The sequence below is a fragment of the Flavobacteriales bacterium genome (genome assembly GCA_019694795.1).
Classification (GTDB): Bacteria; Bacteroidota; Bacteroidia; order Flavobacteriales_D; family UBA2798; genus UBA2798.
This window is the reverse complement of the sequence record JAIBBF010000064.1, coordinates 1-12,960: the sequence shown is the minus strand read 5'-3', so window position 1 is coordinate 12,960 and position 12,960 is coordinate 1. Positions and strand designations below refer to the sequence as shown.

The 12,960-nt window shown below is 39.6% G+C and carries 13 protein-coding genes; 6 read left to right on the top strand and 7 right to left on the bottom strand.

Annotated features, from left to right (window positions below; translation table 11 throughout):
- Positions 1-1,343: choice-of-anchor L domain-containing protein (locus K1X56_13295; GenBank protein ID MBX7095690.1), on the bottom strand; the 1,343-nt coding region annotated here is incomplete at its 3' end.
- Positions 1,344-1,547: 204 nt separating this feature from the next.
- Here K1X56_13295 and ffh point away from each other — a divergent pair.
- Positions 1,548-2,897 carry a signal recognition particle protein gene (ffh, locus tag K1X56_13290; GenBank protein ID MBX7095689.1) on the top strand — a complete coding sequence of 450 codons (1,350 nt, stop codon included), beginning with the start codon at positions 1,548-1,550 and terminating at the stop codon, positions 2,895-2,897.
- A gap of 35 nt (positions 2,898-2,932) precedes the next feature.
- The gene (locus K1X56_13285; protein MBX7095688.1) at positions 2,933-3,628 is read left to right on the top strand and encodes a hypothetical protein; all 696 of its coding nucleotides are present in this window, start codon (positions 2,933-2,935) and stop codon (positions 3,626-3,628) included.
- Here the strand turns inward: K1X56_13285 and K1X56_13280 are convergent.
- Positions 3,625-4,116, bottom strand: a complete 492-nt coding sequence (locus K1X56_13280; protein MBX7095687.1) for a YajQ family cyclic di-GMP-binding protein — start codon at positions 4,114-4,116, stop codon at positions 3,625-3,627. The genes K1X56_13285 and K1X56_13280 overlap by 4 nt on opposite strands.
- A gap of 238 nt (positions 4,117-4,354) precedes the next feature.
- Between K1X56_13280 and bcp the strand changes: the two genes are divergently transcribed.
- Positions 4,355-4,810 (top strand): thioredoxin-dependent thiol peroxidase, encoded by a 456-nt coding sequence (gene bcp, locus K1X56_13275; protein ID MBX7095686.1) that lies wholly within the window; start codon positions 4,355-4,357, stop codon positions 4,808-4,810.
- An 86-nt stretch (positions 4,811-4,896) separates the two neighbouring features.
- Positions 4,897-5,904, top strand: a complete 1,008-nt coding sequence (gene recA / locus K1X56_13270; protein ID MBX7095685.1) for a recombinase RecA — start codon at positions 4,897-4,899, stop codon at positions 5,902-5,904.
- Positions 5,905-5,963: 59 nt separating this feature from the next.
- Here the strand turns inward: recA and K1X56_13265 are convergent, their stop codons facing one another.
- Positions 5,964-6,101 carry a hypothetical protein gene (locus tag K1X56_13265; GenBank protein ID MBX7095684.1) on the bottom strand — a complete coding sequence of 46 codons (138 nt, stop codon included), beginning with the start codon at positions 6,099-6,101 and terminating at the stop codon, positions 5,964-5,966.
- 408 nt (positions 6,102-6,509) lie between these two features.
- Here K1X56_13265 and K1X56_13260 point away from each other — a divergent pair, with 408 nt between their 5' ends.
- Positions 6,510-7,559, top strand: a complete 1,050-nt coding sequence (locus K1X56_13260) for a tetratricopeptide repeat protein (protein MBX7095683.1) — start codon at positions 6,510-6,512, stop codon at positions 7,557-7,559.
- A 10-nt stretch (positions 7,560-7,569) separates the two neighbouring features.
- Positions 7,570-8,688: a hypothetical protein gene (locus K1X56_13255; protein MBX7095682.1), complete on the top strand. Its 1,119-nt coding sequence runs from the start codon at positions 7,570-7,572 to the stop codon at positions 8,686-8,688.
- Positions 8,689-8,691: 3 nt separating this feature from the next.
- Here the strand turns inward: K1X56_13255 and K1X56_13250 are convergent, their stop codons facing one another.
- From K1X56_13250 to K1X56_13235, 4 genes are all read right to left on the bottom strand, one after another.
- The gene (locus K1X56_13250; GenBank protein ID MBX7095681.1) at positions 8,692-9,456 is read right to left on the bottom strand and encodes a class I SAM-dependent methyltransferase; all 765 of its coding nucleotides are present in this window, start codon (positions 9,454-9,456) and stop codon (positions 8,692-8,694) included.
- A 93-nt stretch (positions 9,457-9,549) separates the two neighbouring features.
- Entirely contained in the window at positions 9,550-10,308 is a 759-nt protein-coding gene (locus tag K1X56_13245) for a DUF4625 domain-containing protein (GenBank protein MBX7095680.1), read from the bottom strand.
- Between the two features lie 75 nt (positions 10,309-10,383).
- On the bottom strand, positions 10,384-12,711 hold the full coding sequence (locus K1X56_13240) for a TonB-dependent receptor (GenBank protein ID MBX7095679.1): 2,328 nt from the start codon (positions 12,709-12,711) through the stop codon (positions 10,384-10,386).
- Positions 12,712-12,779: 68 nt separating this feature from the next.
- Positions 12,780-12,960: hypothetical protein (locus K1X56_13235; GenBank protein MBX7095678.1), on the bottom strand; the 181-nt coding region annotated here is incomplete at its 5' end.

Here is a 12,960-nt window from a genome sequence, read left to right as displayed (position 1 = left end):
GATTGTGTAACTGTCCAGGAATAAGTGGTACCCGGTACAGTTCCACTCAATGCAATATTGGTAGCCGATCCACTACAAATGGATTGTGAAGACGGAGTAGCAGTTACATTTGGCGTTGGAGTTACAGTAACTGTTGTGGTTGCTGTAACACTGCCACAGGAGTTTGTACCCGTTACTGTATAAGTAATAGTTGAACTTGGAGTTGCTGTAACCGTTGCTCCTGTTGTTGCAGATAATCCTGTAGAGGGAGACCATGAATACGTTGTTGCTCCGCTGGCTGTAAGGTTAACTGAACTTCCTTGACAAATGGTAGTTGAACTTGGAGAAACAGAAGTAGTGGGTTGTCCGCCTCCTGTGTTTGTCAACGTAACCGAAGCTGTAGCTGGTGTTCCGCAAGGAGCTCCTAAATCTGTAACTGTTACGGTATAGGTTCCCGGTGCTAAACCAGTAGCTGTTTGTGTGGTTTGCACAGGTGAAGTATTCCATGAATAAGAAAATGGACCGATACCACTTGAGGTTGAAACAGTAGCTGAGCCGTTGGATAATCCACAACTTGGGTTGGTAGCTGAGGCTGTTGCTGTAACATTGTTAGTACAGGAAAGAATATCAATGAAAACACCGGAATCATAATAGCAGTCGCCCGCATCGGCAATGGCTAATTTAAAGTGATAAGTCTGACATGGTGTAACGTTTAATACTGGAGTTAATACTGTTGTAAATCCATCGTATTCTATGGTGGTTCCTCCTGTATTATTTACATAATAGGTATTATTAGTTGTTGCATTTACATTATCAATAGAAACGATCGAGTTATTAGGTAATCGGGCAATATTAAAATTAGAATAATTTCCTCCTCCAGGATTTGGACCAGTAACAAAAAATCCAAATGCATCATTGTAACCGGATGAAACCCATTCAGGATATTCTTCAGATCCAAAAACAAATTTGATGGTTAACTGATTACATTGGGGAATGATATCAAATCCAATCACACAAACGTCCTGATCTGCTAATGGATCAAGAGCTAATAATTGAGCGTCTGATGCCGATGTTCCATTGCAAATTCCATCGCTACCGGAGTTGTTCGGACCAATTGCAGTGGTTGCGCTTCCGGTGGTCATGATAATTCCGTTGGAAACGCCCAGATTGGTGGTTAATCCATTGCTGAATGTTCCATAGGCATTAGCAGAACAATTGATGGTTACGGGTCCGGAAACAGTTAGGCCTGGTCCAACCAGAGATCCAGAAATTCCTGCTCCTCCTACACCCGGAGTAACCAATAATTGAGCTGAGAGTAGATTTGAAGATAGTACTGTAAGTGCAAGCAGTATTAATCTTTTCATAGCAAAAGGTTTATTTATTATGAAATTAATCTATTTTTTTCAAAAAAAAACAGAGGTTCAGATTTATAACAGAATTATCCCAAAAAAGGAAAAATTCCTACTACCCTTACAATAGAACGGGTACTAAAATTCTATGAATCACCTTGTAAATGCGACGAAATTCAATCATTAATTTTTTTAAGTTTGTAGTTCAATATTTCATTCATGTTTGAAAATTTATCAGATAAGCTCGACAGGGCGTTTAAGGTTTTAAAAGGTCAGGGTAAAATCACCGAAATCAATGTCGCTGAAACACTTAAAGAAGTGCGAAGGGCTTTGCTGGATGCCGACGTTAACTTTAAAACGGCTAAGGAATTTACGGAACGCGTAAAGGAAAAAGCGATGGGACAGAATGTGCTGACTTCTGTTTCGCCTGGTCAGTTATTGATTAAAATTACACATGATGAACTAGCGGAGTTGATGGGTGGACAAAAAGAGGAAATTAATCTTGCAGGAAGTCCAGCCATTATTTTGATGTCCGGTTTACAAGGTTCGGGTAAAACAACCTTTTCCGGAAAACTGGCGCATTTTCTAAAAACAAAACGAGGAAGAAAACCACTTCTAGTTGCTTGCGACGTTTATCGTCCCGCTGCGATTGATCAGTTGCATGTTTTAGGTGAGCAACTCGATATTGAAGTTTTTTCTGATAAAGCAGAAAGTGATCCTGTAAAAATTGCATCGAAGGCCATTGTGCATGCCCGTTCCAATGGTTTCAATACAGTGATTGTGGATACCGCTGGTCGTTTAGCGGTTGACGAGGAAATGATGAAGGAGATTGAAGCGATTAAAAAAGCAATTCAACCCTCCGAAACACTGTTTGTAGTCGATTCCATGACGGGTCAGGATGCCGTCAATACAGCGAAAGCATTTAATCAGCGGATTGATTTCAATGGTGTAGTACTAACGAAATTGGATGGTGATACCCGTGGTGGTGCAGCCTTATCGATTCGAAGTGTGGTGGAAAAGCCGATTAAATTTATCGGTACCGGAGAAAAGATGGAAGCCATTGATGTTTTCCATCCTGATCGTATGGCGGATCGTATTTTGGGAATGGGTGACGTTGTATCTTTAGTTGAACGTGCCCAGGAACAATACAACGAGGAACAAGCGCGTAAGCTTCAAAAGAAAATCGCAAAAAATCAATTTGATTTCAACGATTTTTATGAGCAATTACAACAGATTAAAAAGATGGGTAATGTGAAAGATCTGATGGGTATGATTCCGGGTATGGGTAAAATGGTGAAGGACGTTGAAATTGGTGATGATGCATTTAAACACATTGAAGCTATTATTCAATCCATGACTCCGAAAGAACGATTGAGTCCGGATTTAATCAACGGCAGCAGAAGAAAACGGATTGCCGAAGGTTCCGGAACCAATATTCAGGAAGTAAATAAACTGATGAAACAGTTTGAAGATACCCGAAAAATGATGCGCATGATGAGTGATAAACGGAATATGATGAATATGATGCGCCAGATGAAAAACATGCCTGGCGGAATGCCAAAAATGTAAGTTGATCGAGTAGTTTTAATTTAATGTTGTCGACCATGAAATCATTTCTTGTTTTTTTTATTGTCCTCGGTTTAGGATTCAATTCCCTGAATGCGCAGGATAAACAAAGTTCACAGAAAATAAACGGGTCGGATTATATCTCGGGTAAACGCTGGAAAATCTCAAAATTTAAATCGGGGACAGACATCAAAATTGCAGAGAGCGATTTTTACTGGTTTCGTCCGGGTGGTACATTCGAGTGCGCGGTGGCTGGAATCTGGGAAAATGGTACCTGGAGTTTCGATAAAAATGCCAAACAGGTCTTTATTAAATTTTCTTCAGGCAAATCATCTATCTATGATGTTCTCGAATCAACAGGATCGAAATTAGCTTTAAAAGCAGGATCGGAAGAAATTCAATTTGTTCCTGATATCGATATTAAAACAGATATCATTCTATCTGGTGAAAAGAAGATGATGTGTAAGACCTGGAAAATTCAGGAACAACAAAAAAACAAACTCAAAATTTTTCCTAAGCCGAACGACTTCATTAGCTTTCATCCGGATGGAACCTATGAGCAGTGTATGATTAATCACTATTTCATTGGTAAATGGTCGTACGACGAAAAAGCCAAATTGATTAAAATTCAAATGACCTATACCAAAATCTGGAAAATGGTTCAATGCAGCGAAGCTTCACTTGAATTGAAATCGGAAGACGAAAAAGAGTCTTTACTGCTTAAAAAGAATTAAGCTTTCATATTTACGTATTGCAAGGGGAGTCCCACATCAGCCGTGCGGCAATAAGCAATCACTTGCTGAAGATCGTCGATTTTTTTCCCCTGAACCCGAACCTGATCATCCATAATGGATGCCTGAACCTTTAATCCGCTATCCTTAATTAGCTTGACGATTTTTTTGGCAGATTCCTTATCCACTCCTTGTTTGATCTTAATATCCTTTCTTAACATATTACCGGATGCATAACGATCCTTCCCAAAATCCAGGGCGGAGGGATCTAGATTTTGTTTTACAAACCGGCCGATTAAGATCTTTTCAACGGCATCCATTCGCATTTCATTTTCCGTTAAAACATTTACGGAATAAGCCTTTTTATCAAGTTCAATCGTAGTTTTTGAATCTCTAAAATCAAAACGGGTCTGAATTTCACGGATAGCTGCGTTTATGGCATTATCCAATGTTTGAAGGTCAACTTTTGAAACAATATCGAATGAGGGCATTTTTGACGAGTTTTTAAGAGTTCAAATATACATTAAAATATGCCTGACCGCATCGAATCTTAATATTAAAAGTATTTTGTTAGCTTTTTAAATCACTGAAAAACAAATAATTAAAATATTTTTTTATTTTTTTTAAGCCTAACTATTGTGTTTGATCTAAATCTTTTGGTTATTTGCCTAAGTCAATTTTGACAGAAAATCAATCAGTGTTTTGTCGAGAAATCAATCAGGATTAAATATGTTAGAAGTTGGAGATAAGGCCCCGGAGTTTTCGTTTAAAGATGCAAAGGGTCAAACGGTTAAGCTTAAAGATTTGAAAGGACAAAAGGTCGTTTTGTTTTTTTATCCCAAGGATTTAACCCCTGGTTGTACAGCTGAGGCCTGTGACCTTCGTGATCATTATGCTGTATTTAAAAAGAAGAAAATGGTCCTGGTAGGCGTAAGTGCCGATACTGAAAAACTACATGATCGTTTTGCAGAAAAGCATGAATTACCGTTCCCATTAATTGCCGACACCGAAAAAAAACTGATTCAGGCTTATGGAGTGTGGGGACCCAAAGTATTTATGGGTAAAAAATTCGACGGAATTCTCCGCACCACCTTTGTGATTGATGAACAAGGAAAGATTGAACACGTTATATCTAAAGTAAAAACCAAAGAGCATAGTCAACAAATTTTCGATTTATTAAAATAATTTTTCAAAGCGCAGATTCATTGCGTTCTGCCTTTTGAAATTTGTACCATACAATGAAAAAAGATCTAACCCTTAAAACTAACCCTATGTCAACAGAAGTAAACAACAAAGAGAAGCTCAAGGCGCTTCAAATGACCATTGATAAATTGGAAAAAACCTTTGGTAAAGGTTCCATTATGAAATTAGGTTCCGGAGCAGTGGAGCAGGTGGAAGTTATTCCGAGTGGATCGCTTTCGTTGGATATTGCTTTAGGTGTTGGTGGTTATCCAAAAGGTAGAATTGTAGAAATATATGGTCCGGAGTCATCAGGTAAAACAACCTTGGCCATCCATGCAATTGCACAAGTTCAGAAGCAAGGTGGTATTGCGGCCATTGTGGATGCTGAGCATGCATTTGATCAGTTTTATGCGAAAAAACTGGGTGTGGACATTGAAAATCTTTTGATCTCACAACCTGATAATGGAGAGCAAGCATTGGAAATTGCAGATAACTTAATTCGTTCAGGTGCTATTGATTTAATTGTCATCGACTCCGTAGCTGCATTAACTCCAAAAGCTGAAATCGAAGGAGAGATGGGTGATTCACAAATGGGATTACAGGCTCGTTTAATGTCGAAAGCTCTCCGTAAACTCACGGCTTCCATTAATAAAGCGGGATGTTGCTGCATTTTCATTAACCAGCTCCGTGAAAAAATCGGTGTGATGTTCGGAAATCCGGAAACGACTACCGGTGGTAATGCGCTTAAGTTTTATGCTTCAATGCGATTAGATATTCGTCGTATTGGTCAGATTAAAGAGGCCGACAGCATTCTGGGTAACAGAGCCCGCGTTAAAGTGGTAAAAAACAAAGTTGCACCACCTTTCCGTACGGCTGAATTCGATATCATGTATGGCGAAGGAATTTCCAAAATCGGTGAGGTGATTGATATGGGAGTTGAAAAAGAAATCATCAAGAAAAGCGGAAGCTGGTTTAGTTACGGAGATACCAAATTAGGTCAGGGTCGTGATGCAGTTAAACAACTACTCTCCGATAATCCTGAATTATTCGAGGAACTGGAAACTAAAATCCGCGAAGCATTAAGTAAAGAAAACTAAAAACGAATAGTAGAAAGTCACCAGTAAAGAGCTATTACAGGCAATCTACTAGTGAAGTACTACGGTTCTTTGTCGGACAGAAAAAAATCGCCGGAATCCCGGTCAGGAAGCGAGCGAAGAAAATCATCCGGCATGGATTTGTTCATACGATCGAAACAAACGCCGGACTGCTCCAACAGGGTAGTTTTGGAATGCATTTCAACAGTTCTTTAACTGGAGATTGTCTTCCCGGAGCTTGTTGAACATATTCCTACTCCCGCAGAAGGATTCATCAATCACGCCATGATGTTCGGATCCGGATGCAACTTTAGGGTTAGATCGATGATGACATCCTGATTCCTGGTCCTTAAATAAGGGTTTGGACCAACGAATTAGTCATCTTCCGGTCAGGATAAGGCGCAAGATTTGGAACTACCTCCCGAATCTTGCGCTTTTTTATTTGGAGAGATTAATAGGGAAAACCATGCGATAATTAGGAAAACTTCCATTGTTGCAATAATTCCATTCTTTCCGTTTACACATTAAAACCTACCCAACTATAAATTCATTTTATATTTTAAGTTGAGAGAGGAAGTGCAAATTGGAAAAAGGGTTATTTTCGAACTATGAAAAAGGGAACATTATTTTTTGCACTTGTATTTGCGATTGGGATATTTTCCCAGTCCTGCGGAGGAGGGGAGTCGAACGCTGAATCCGGAAAAAATGATTCAACAGCCGTTGCAGATACGCTTGATGAAAATGAGAAAGTGATTGAAGAGCTCAATCAACGCATTGCAAAAGATCCTAAAAATCCCAATCACTATCACGAACGTGCCTATGCTTATTACCGACTGGGGGAATTGGAAAAAGCAATTTTAGATGTGGACCGCTGCATTAGCATCGATTCAACAATTCCCACCTTCTATTTCACAAAAGGAGAAATTTATTTCGCGCAGATTAAACCAGAACTGGCGCTTGAACAGTACAACAAAGCCTTGAAATTTAAACCCGATTACTGGGAGGCTGAATTAAAAATCGGACGGATATACATGTATCTGAAAAACTGGAAAAATGCGATGGAGCACATCAATGCTTCACTCAAAATTTCGCCTGCCCAGTCTGAAGCCTATTTCATGAAAGGTGAAATCTATGAGGAAACAGGTGATACCGCCCTCGCTGCATCATCATTTCAAACTGCCACCGAACAAAATCCCGATTATTACGAAGCATATATCCGTTTAGGAATTTTGTATGCCAACGCACATAGCAAACTGGCGCTCGATTATTATAATACCGCTATTCGTCTGCGTCCTACAAGTCTCGAAGCGCTCTATAACAAAGCCATCTTTTGTCAATCGCACGAAATGCCCGAAGAGGCCCTGAAGCTCTACGATGAAATGATCGAAATAAAACCCAATTTCGAATTAGCGTGGTACAATAAAGGTTATGTGTTCCTGGTGGTTTATCAGGATTTCAGATCGGCCATTTCCATGTTCGATAAGGCACTTGAAATTAATCCGAAGTACATCGATGCTTATCATAACCGTGGACTCGCCTACGAATCGCTGAGAGAGTTTAAAAAGGCGCGTCTCGATTATAAAAAAGCACTTGAAATTGATCCCGCATTTGAACTTTCTGCCAAGGCACTGGATCATTTGGATCAACTCGGACTTTGACCTTTTTCTAATGAAAAAACAAATATTGTCACTTTGCTTTTTGTTGCTGATACAAATCGCAAGAGCGCAGATTAAGGTAGAAGACTTTTATCGTCCGAAAGACGGAAAAGATGATGCACCATCCATTCAGCGTGCCATGAATTATATCGATTCATTGGGACACGGAACGGTGGAGTTTAGCGGGACAAAAAACTACCTTTTGGATTCACCGATTGAATTGCCACGATATTCAAAGGCAGGTCGCCGGATTATTATTTTAAACGGAAATGGATGCTCCATCACAGGCAAAAGTGGAAATGATATTTTTCGTCGCATACCCGCCGACCAAAAAGAAGCTTTGGACAAAATGATGAGCACCCGTTTTTTAATTCGGGATTTTTCATTTCAGGGAGGTAAAACAGCCATTAACCTTGGAGCCAGTTATGGTTCTGCCATCGAAAACTGCAATTTTACCGCACCCGAAGATGCCGCCATCGATGTTCAGTTTGGATTAAGCACTTCCATCCGTCACTGCAGTGTTACCAATCCCAAAAAAGATGCCTTCGTATTACGATGCGGGAACGATTGGGGAGGAAATACAAATAATAGTCAATCGAATCACTCGGTGATTGAAATGTGCAGAGTATATGCGACCAAAACAACCGAATCTTCATTTAAAATTTTAGGATCCGGTGGCGTTGTATTGCGCGATGTGATTTCCGAAGGCAGCAATGAAGCCAATTACAGTGTTTATTTCGATCGTTTAAACAGTACCACCGTACGCATGTTTACCGCAGAGAATTTCCATTTAGAACATGCTCCAAAAATAGCCGGGATTTATTTAAATCATACCGGAATTGCAACGATCGACGGTTTGTTTGCACAGTTATCCTACAAAGATTTTCCCTTAATTATGGCAGCTGCAGGTGCTGAACAAATTACACTGCGTAATATTCCGCATCACGTAGATGGAATGGTGTTGTATTCCGGAAATAACGAAGTGCCATGGCGACTCGAATACTGTCACAAATCTTTTTACCAGGCAGAAAACTGGAGAGTAAAAACAGCAAAGGGTTGCGAAAGTAAAACTCCTTTTTACTTTTCAGGAATAGGAGGGAAGTTTCAGATTGGACAAAAATACGGCAAGTAAATTCTACTTGGTAGCGATGTAAAACAAATCGAGGCATTGATCGTTGGCCTCTGCTACATAAAAATCGTTAGTAGTTAAGGCGGAAGTCAGTGAATCATTTTGTGCCAAAAGTTTTTTACGATTTTTTCTGTTCATGTAATCGTAAGGAATTTGTAAAATCTGACGAGGCAACCACCATTGCATTTTAAAAATATCGAAGCGCATAATTTTATTTACGCTTGCTCTGTTTTTTTCGTAGTAATCCATAGCAGCCTTTCCTCCAAAAACACCATTGGTTGCAACAGTAGCAAATGATTTTTTAAGCAAATCCCGAAGCTGTTCCACACGGTATTCACGAATGTGCCAGGGGTTTCTGGATAAGCTCATTTTAATATTTGGAGTAGTAACAATCAACTTACCGCCGGGCTTTAAAACGCGGTGAATTTCCTTTACAAATTCAGCATCCGGTTTAATGTGTTCTATCACCTGAAAGGTGACAACAAAATCGAAGGTATTATCTGCAATTCCCGTAAAAGGAGGAACATTGCATTGGATGAATTTTACCTTTTCCGGATTTTTAATTCGGCTTAAATCGAACTGAAATTTATCCAGCATAACATACTCAGCAGCTTTTGGCGAAAGAATTTCCATTCCATATCCCATTCCACTGCCCACTTCAAGAACCTTTCCCGAAATCAGTTTTTCAGCTTCTAAATAGGCTAATCGACTTCTCTGATAAACGAAGTTGTCGGACTTATCAATATCGGATACACGTTCTGCGGTTTGCATGGCTTAAATAATTCATGCAAATGTAATAAAACAGCGCAATCATTAAAAAAGCCCTCTCGCAGGAAAGGGCTTTAGAAAAGAAAGTGTTAGTTCTTAGTAAACATGGACATGTTGTTCAACCACAGTCATGTTATTATCTGAGTCGGTAACGGCAATTCGGAGGTGGTGGTGACCCGTAACTCCCGCCGGAAGAATGATGAAATAACCCTGATTTTCCACTTCAGAAAAATTCCATAAGGTATCCGTGCTTCCGCTTAAAGTGAAGGTTTGATCGAATACAATGCTTCCCAAATCTTCATTTTCCAGATGAATATCAATAGTGGCAATATCAATGTCATCCGTAACCGTACCTGCAAGATGTATGGTGTCGCCGGGAATAACATCCACTTCAGCGCTTAAATCGGGACTGGTAACGTTAATTACAGCTTGTCCACTTTGCGTGATGCTTAATTCTCGTTCAACCGAAATCGCTTCATTTCCGCTGCCGTCGATGCAATAAATTTCAATGTGGTAAGGACCCGCCGCTGCATCTGAAGGAACATTAATCACCGTGGTGAAATTCAGTGAGGTTCCTGAGATATTATAAATCGTTTGCGAAGAGAAAGGGATGTTCATCGCATGGTGATGTCCGTCGAATGCATCGTGAATATCAATTTTTACCTGCTTCAACTCAATATTATCGCTCAGTCCAATCTCGAAACTCAAGGATGAACCCGCACTAACCGAAAGTGAAGCTGTACTTAAACCATTTACGGAAACACTTGAAATTACAGGTTTCTGAGTATCGGGATCTTCCTTTTTACAGGAAAATAATGCAACCGAGACCAATAGGGGTAGAACTAGTTTGCGCATACGATTTTTTTATTTCAAATATATATTTTCATTTAACAAATGCAACAGTGTTGCAAAAATAATAATTTACAAATTCTATTCTTTTACCGTGCTTATTTCCAAAGGTATCCGAAGAACGATGGAGAAATTTCTTCCTTGTTCCGGGAGATTCAGTATTCTATAACGACTGAGATGATTCAAATAGTATTCATTGGTTAAATTGTTACCTCTGACAAACAGCTCGCATTTCCATTTTTTAAATTCCATTTCAAAGCCTGCCGAAGCACCAATTAAAAAGTAACCGGGAGTGGAATTTTCATTGCGGTCGGTTCTGTTCTGTGCTAAAAAATATTTACCCTCCAGCGATGCAAACCAGCTGATGTTTTTGTGTTTTTTTAATTCACGACGGTATTCAGGAGATAAGAAAACACTTCCGGGTGGAGTAAAGGGTAAGGACAATCCGTTGTCGATATTGTAGGTAAATACATATTCGGCCGAAAATTCAATGTGCAATTCTTTCACCAGGTGATACTCGGCATAAAATTCGGCACCCGTATAAATCACCGAGGCTTGCGTGTATTGATAGATTTGTCCGGCATCGGGTAGTGGTGAGAACAGGCCGGAGGGACGCAAATAAATATAGTTGGAGAAGTAATTATAAAAGGGAGTCAGTTTTAAAATATAATTTTTGTCGTGATGGATAAAACCCAAATCCAATTGATAACCGATTTCAGAATTTAAAGTTGAATCGCCCATTTCGTGACGAAAAGTTCCATGATGAATTCCGTTTCCTGCCAATTCAGCTGCGTTAGGGTAACGGAAACTTCGTCCCAGATTTAATTTAATATTCCATTCGTGCGAAGGTTCCAGCGAAATTCCTGTGGCCGCACTCCAATTAAAAAAATCGCGTACCATTTTCGGACTCCGGTGTGTATATCCGATCGTGTCTAAATTGACATTGTAAACCGGAGCATCAAAACCATTTAAATCCATCCGCGAATAATCGGTCCTCGCTCCAAAATTTAAAGTTGTGCTTTCATTTTTCCGGTATTCCAAAAACTCATACAAGCCGGCACCATACGAAGTATAATCGGGAATTAAAAATTCAAATCCGTCGCCCTGGTTAACCAAATGTTGCATAGAAATACCTGCAACCGATTTCCATTTTTCATTGAGGTTAGTGTGCCATCTTGAATTTAAACTAATCGTATTTAATTTTAAATACAATGCCATATTTCCGAATTGCTCCAATGGAAAATAGCCATGTGCATGCGGATTGGCTTCTTCTGTTCGTTGGTTGACCTGGTAACCGAAATCATTTTCAATCCACCCTTTTTTAGTTTGAATGTTCAGATTTACCAATAATTTATCGTGGAAATTAATTTGTCGCGGTATATCAATATTCCTTGAATTACCATCGTCGGTTAAATTATATGCCCGCGGTTTTCCTGTAGCTCCGGGAAATAAACCGGCATGTTGACTAAACCTCGAATAGTTAATTCTAAACATTCCCCATTTACGAATCATTCCTCCGCCGATGGAATAATTAAATTCATTACCGGCTGTATTTTTTAATTGATGATTATAAATGGGAAGTGTATAAGTGTTATAAATAAAACTATCCGCCGGCACTTTATAATCGCCAAATTCCGAAACGGTAAAACGGACTCTGAAAAAATTCCCCTTTAAATTGCCTTCTCCCAGCCATGATGTACCAATGGCATTATTATTACTTCTGTAAAAAGAACTTAAACCCGTATTTATTTTCCCTTGAAGTGGGATAGCCGGTGGAAGAATATTAATTACTCCGCCAATAGCATCCGATCCGTATAGGAGGGAAGAAGGACCTTTTAAAATTTCAACCCGTTCAACATTGAACTGATCCAGCTCCAATCCATGATCGGCACCCCATTGCTGACCTTCCTGTTTAACGCCGTTTTCAGTTACCATCACCCGGTTGGAACTCATTCCCCGGATAACAGGTTTTGCAATTCCAACGCCTACATTTAAACTATTCATGCCCGGAATTTTTTCCAAAGCCTGAGAAAAGGTATTGCCACCTTGTTTCTCAATAAAATCTTTGTCGGCCGATTCAATATTCTGCGAACTTTTCACCGCTTCCGATTTAATCCGATCCGATTCTAAAGTAAAATTTTTCAATTCAATGGAAGTAGGCTCCATTTCAATCACCGTGGTGATGTTTCCGTTTACCTCTATTTCTCTTGCAAAGGGTTCGTAACTCAACATCGAGGCATGCACATGGTATTTGCCCGCCTTAAGATGTTCCAGTTTAAATTCACCCTTAGCATTGCACACGCTATGTTGACCCGACTCATGGATATAAACCACCGCTCCCAGTAAAGGTTCTTTGCTCTCTTTATCGATCACCGTACCGATGATGGAAAAATCCTGAGATGAACCCATTAGCGGGAAAAGCAGAAGGACCAAAAGGTTATATAAGTGTCGTTTATGCAACAATGCTGTTTTTGCAATTATGTTGCAAATATACTATAAAAATAGAAGCCAATACAACCGTTAATCATGAATTTCCACCATTCAGCCAGAACTCCATCGTTTCGGGGAATTGTGCCCGTATTTACGTATTTGATGTGTATATTAGCAGTCCATGAAAAAGGCCCTGGATTTTTTGCTGGAGAAGGAATTGCGTAAAAC

What these genes read in the sequence shown, in the direction of transcription:
- recA (MBX7095685.1), top strand. Translation starts at nt 4,897, where the DNA reads ATGTCAACAGAAGTAAACAACAAAGAGAAGCTCAAGGCGCTTCAAATG.
- K1X56_13285 (MBX7095688.1), top strand. Translation starts at nt 2,933, where the DNA reads ATGAAATCATTTCTTGTTTTTTTTATTGTCCTCGGTTTAGGATTCAAT.
- K1X56_13280 (MBX7095687.1), bottom strand. Translation starts at nt 4,116, where the DNA reads ATGCCCTCATTCGATATTGTTTCAAAAGTTGACCTTCAAACATTGGAT.
- K1X56_13250 (MBX7095681.1), bottom strand. Translation starts at nt 9,456, where the DNA reads ATGCAAACCGCAGAACGTGTATCCGATATTGATAAGTCCGACAACTTC.
- K1X56_13240 (MBX7095679.1), bottom strand. Translation starts at nt 12,711, where the DNA reads ATGGGTTCATCTCAGGATTTTTCCATCATCGGTACGGTGATCGATAAA.
- bcp (MBX7095686.1), top strand. Translation starts at nt 4,355, where the DNA reads ATGTTAGAAGTTGGAGATAAGGCCCCGGAGTTTTCGTTTAAAGATGCA.
- K1X56_13265 (MBX7095684.1), bottom strand. Translation starts at nt 6,101, where the DNA reads ATGCATTCCAAAACTACCCTGTTGGAGCAGTCCGGCGTTTGTTTCGAT.
- K1X56_13260 (MBX7095683.1), top strand. Translation starts at nt 6,510, where the DNA reads ATGAAAAAGGGAACATTATTTTTTGCACTTGTATTTGCGATTGGGATA.
- K1X56_13255 (MBX7095682.1), top strand. Translation starts at nt 7,570, where the DNA reads ATGAAAAAACAAATATTGTCACTTTGCTTTTTGTTGCTGATACAAATC.
- K1X56_13245 (MBX7095680.1), bottom strand. Translation starts at nt 10,308, where the DNA reads ATGCGCAAACTAGTTCTACCCCTATTGGTCTCGGTTGCATTATTTTCC.
- ffh (MBX7095689.1), top strand. Translation starts at nt 1,548, where the DNA reads ATGTTTGAAAATTTATCAGATAAGCTCGACAGGGCGTTTAAGGTTTTA.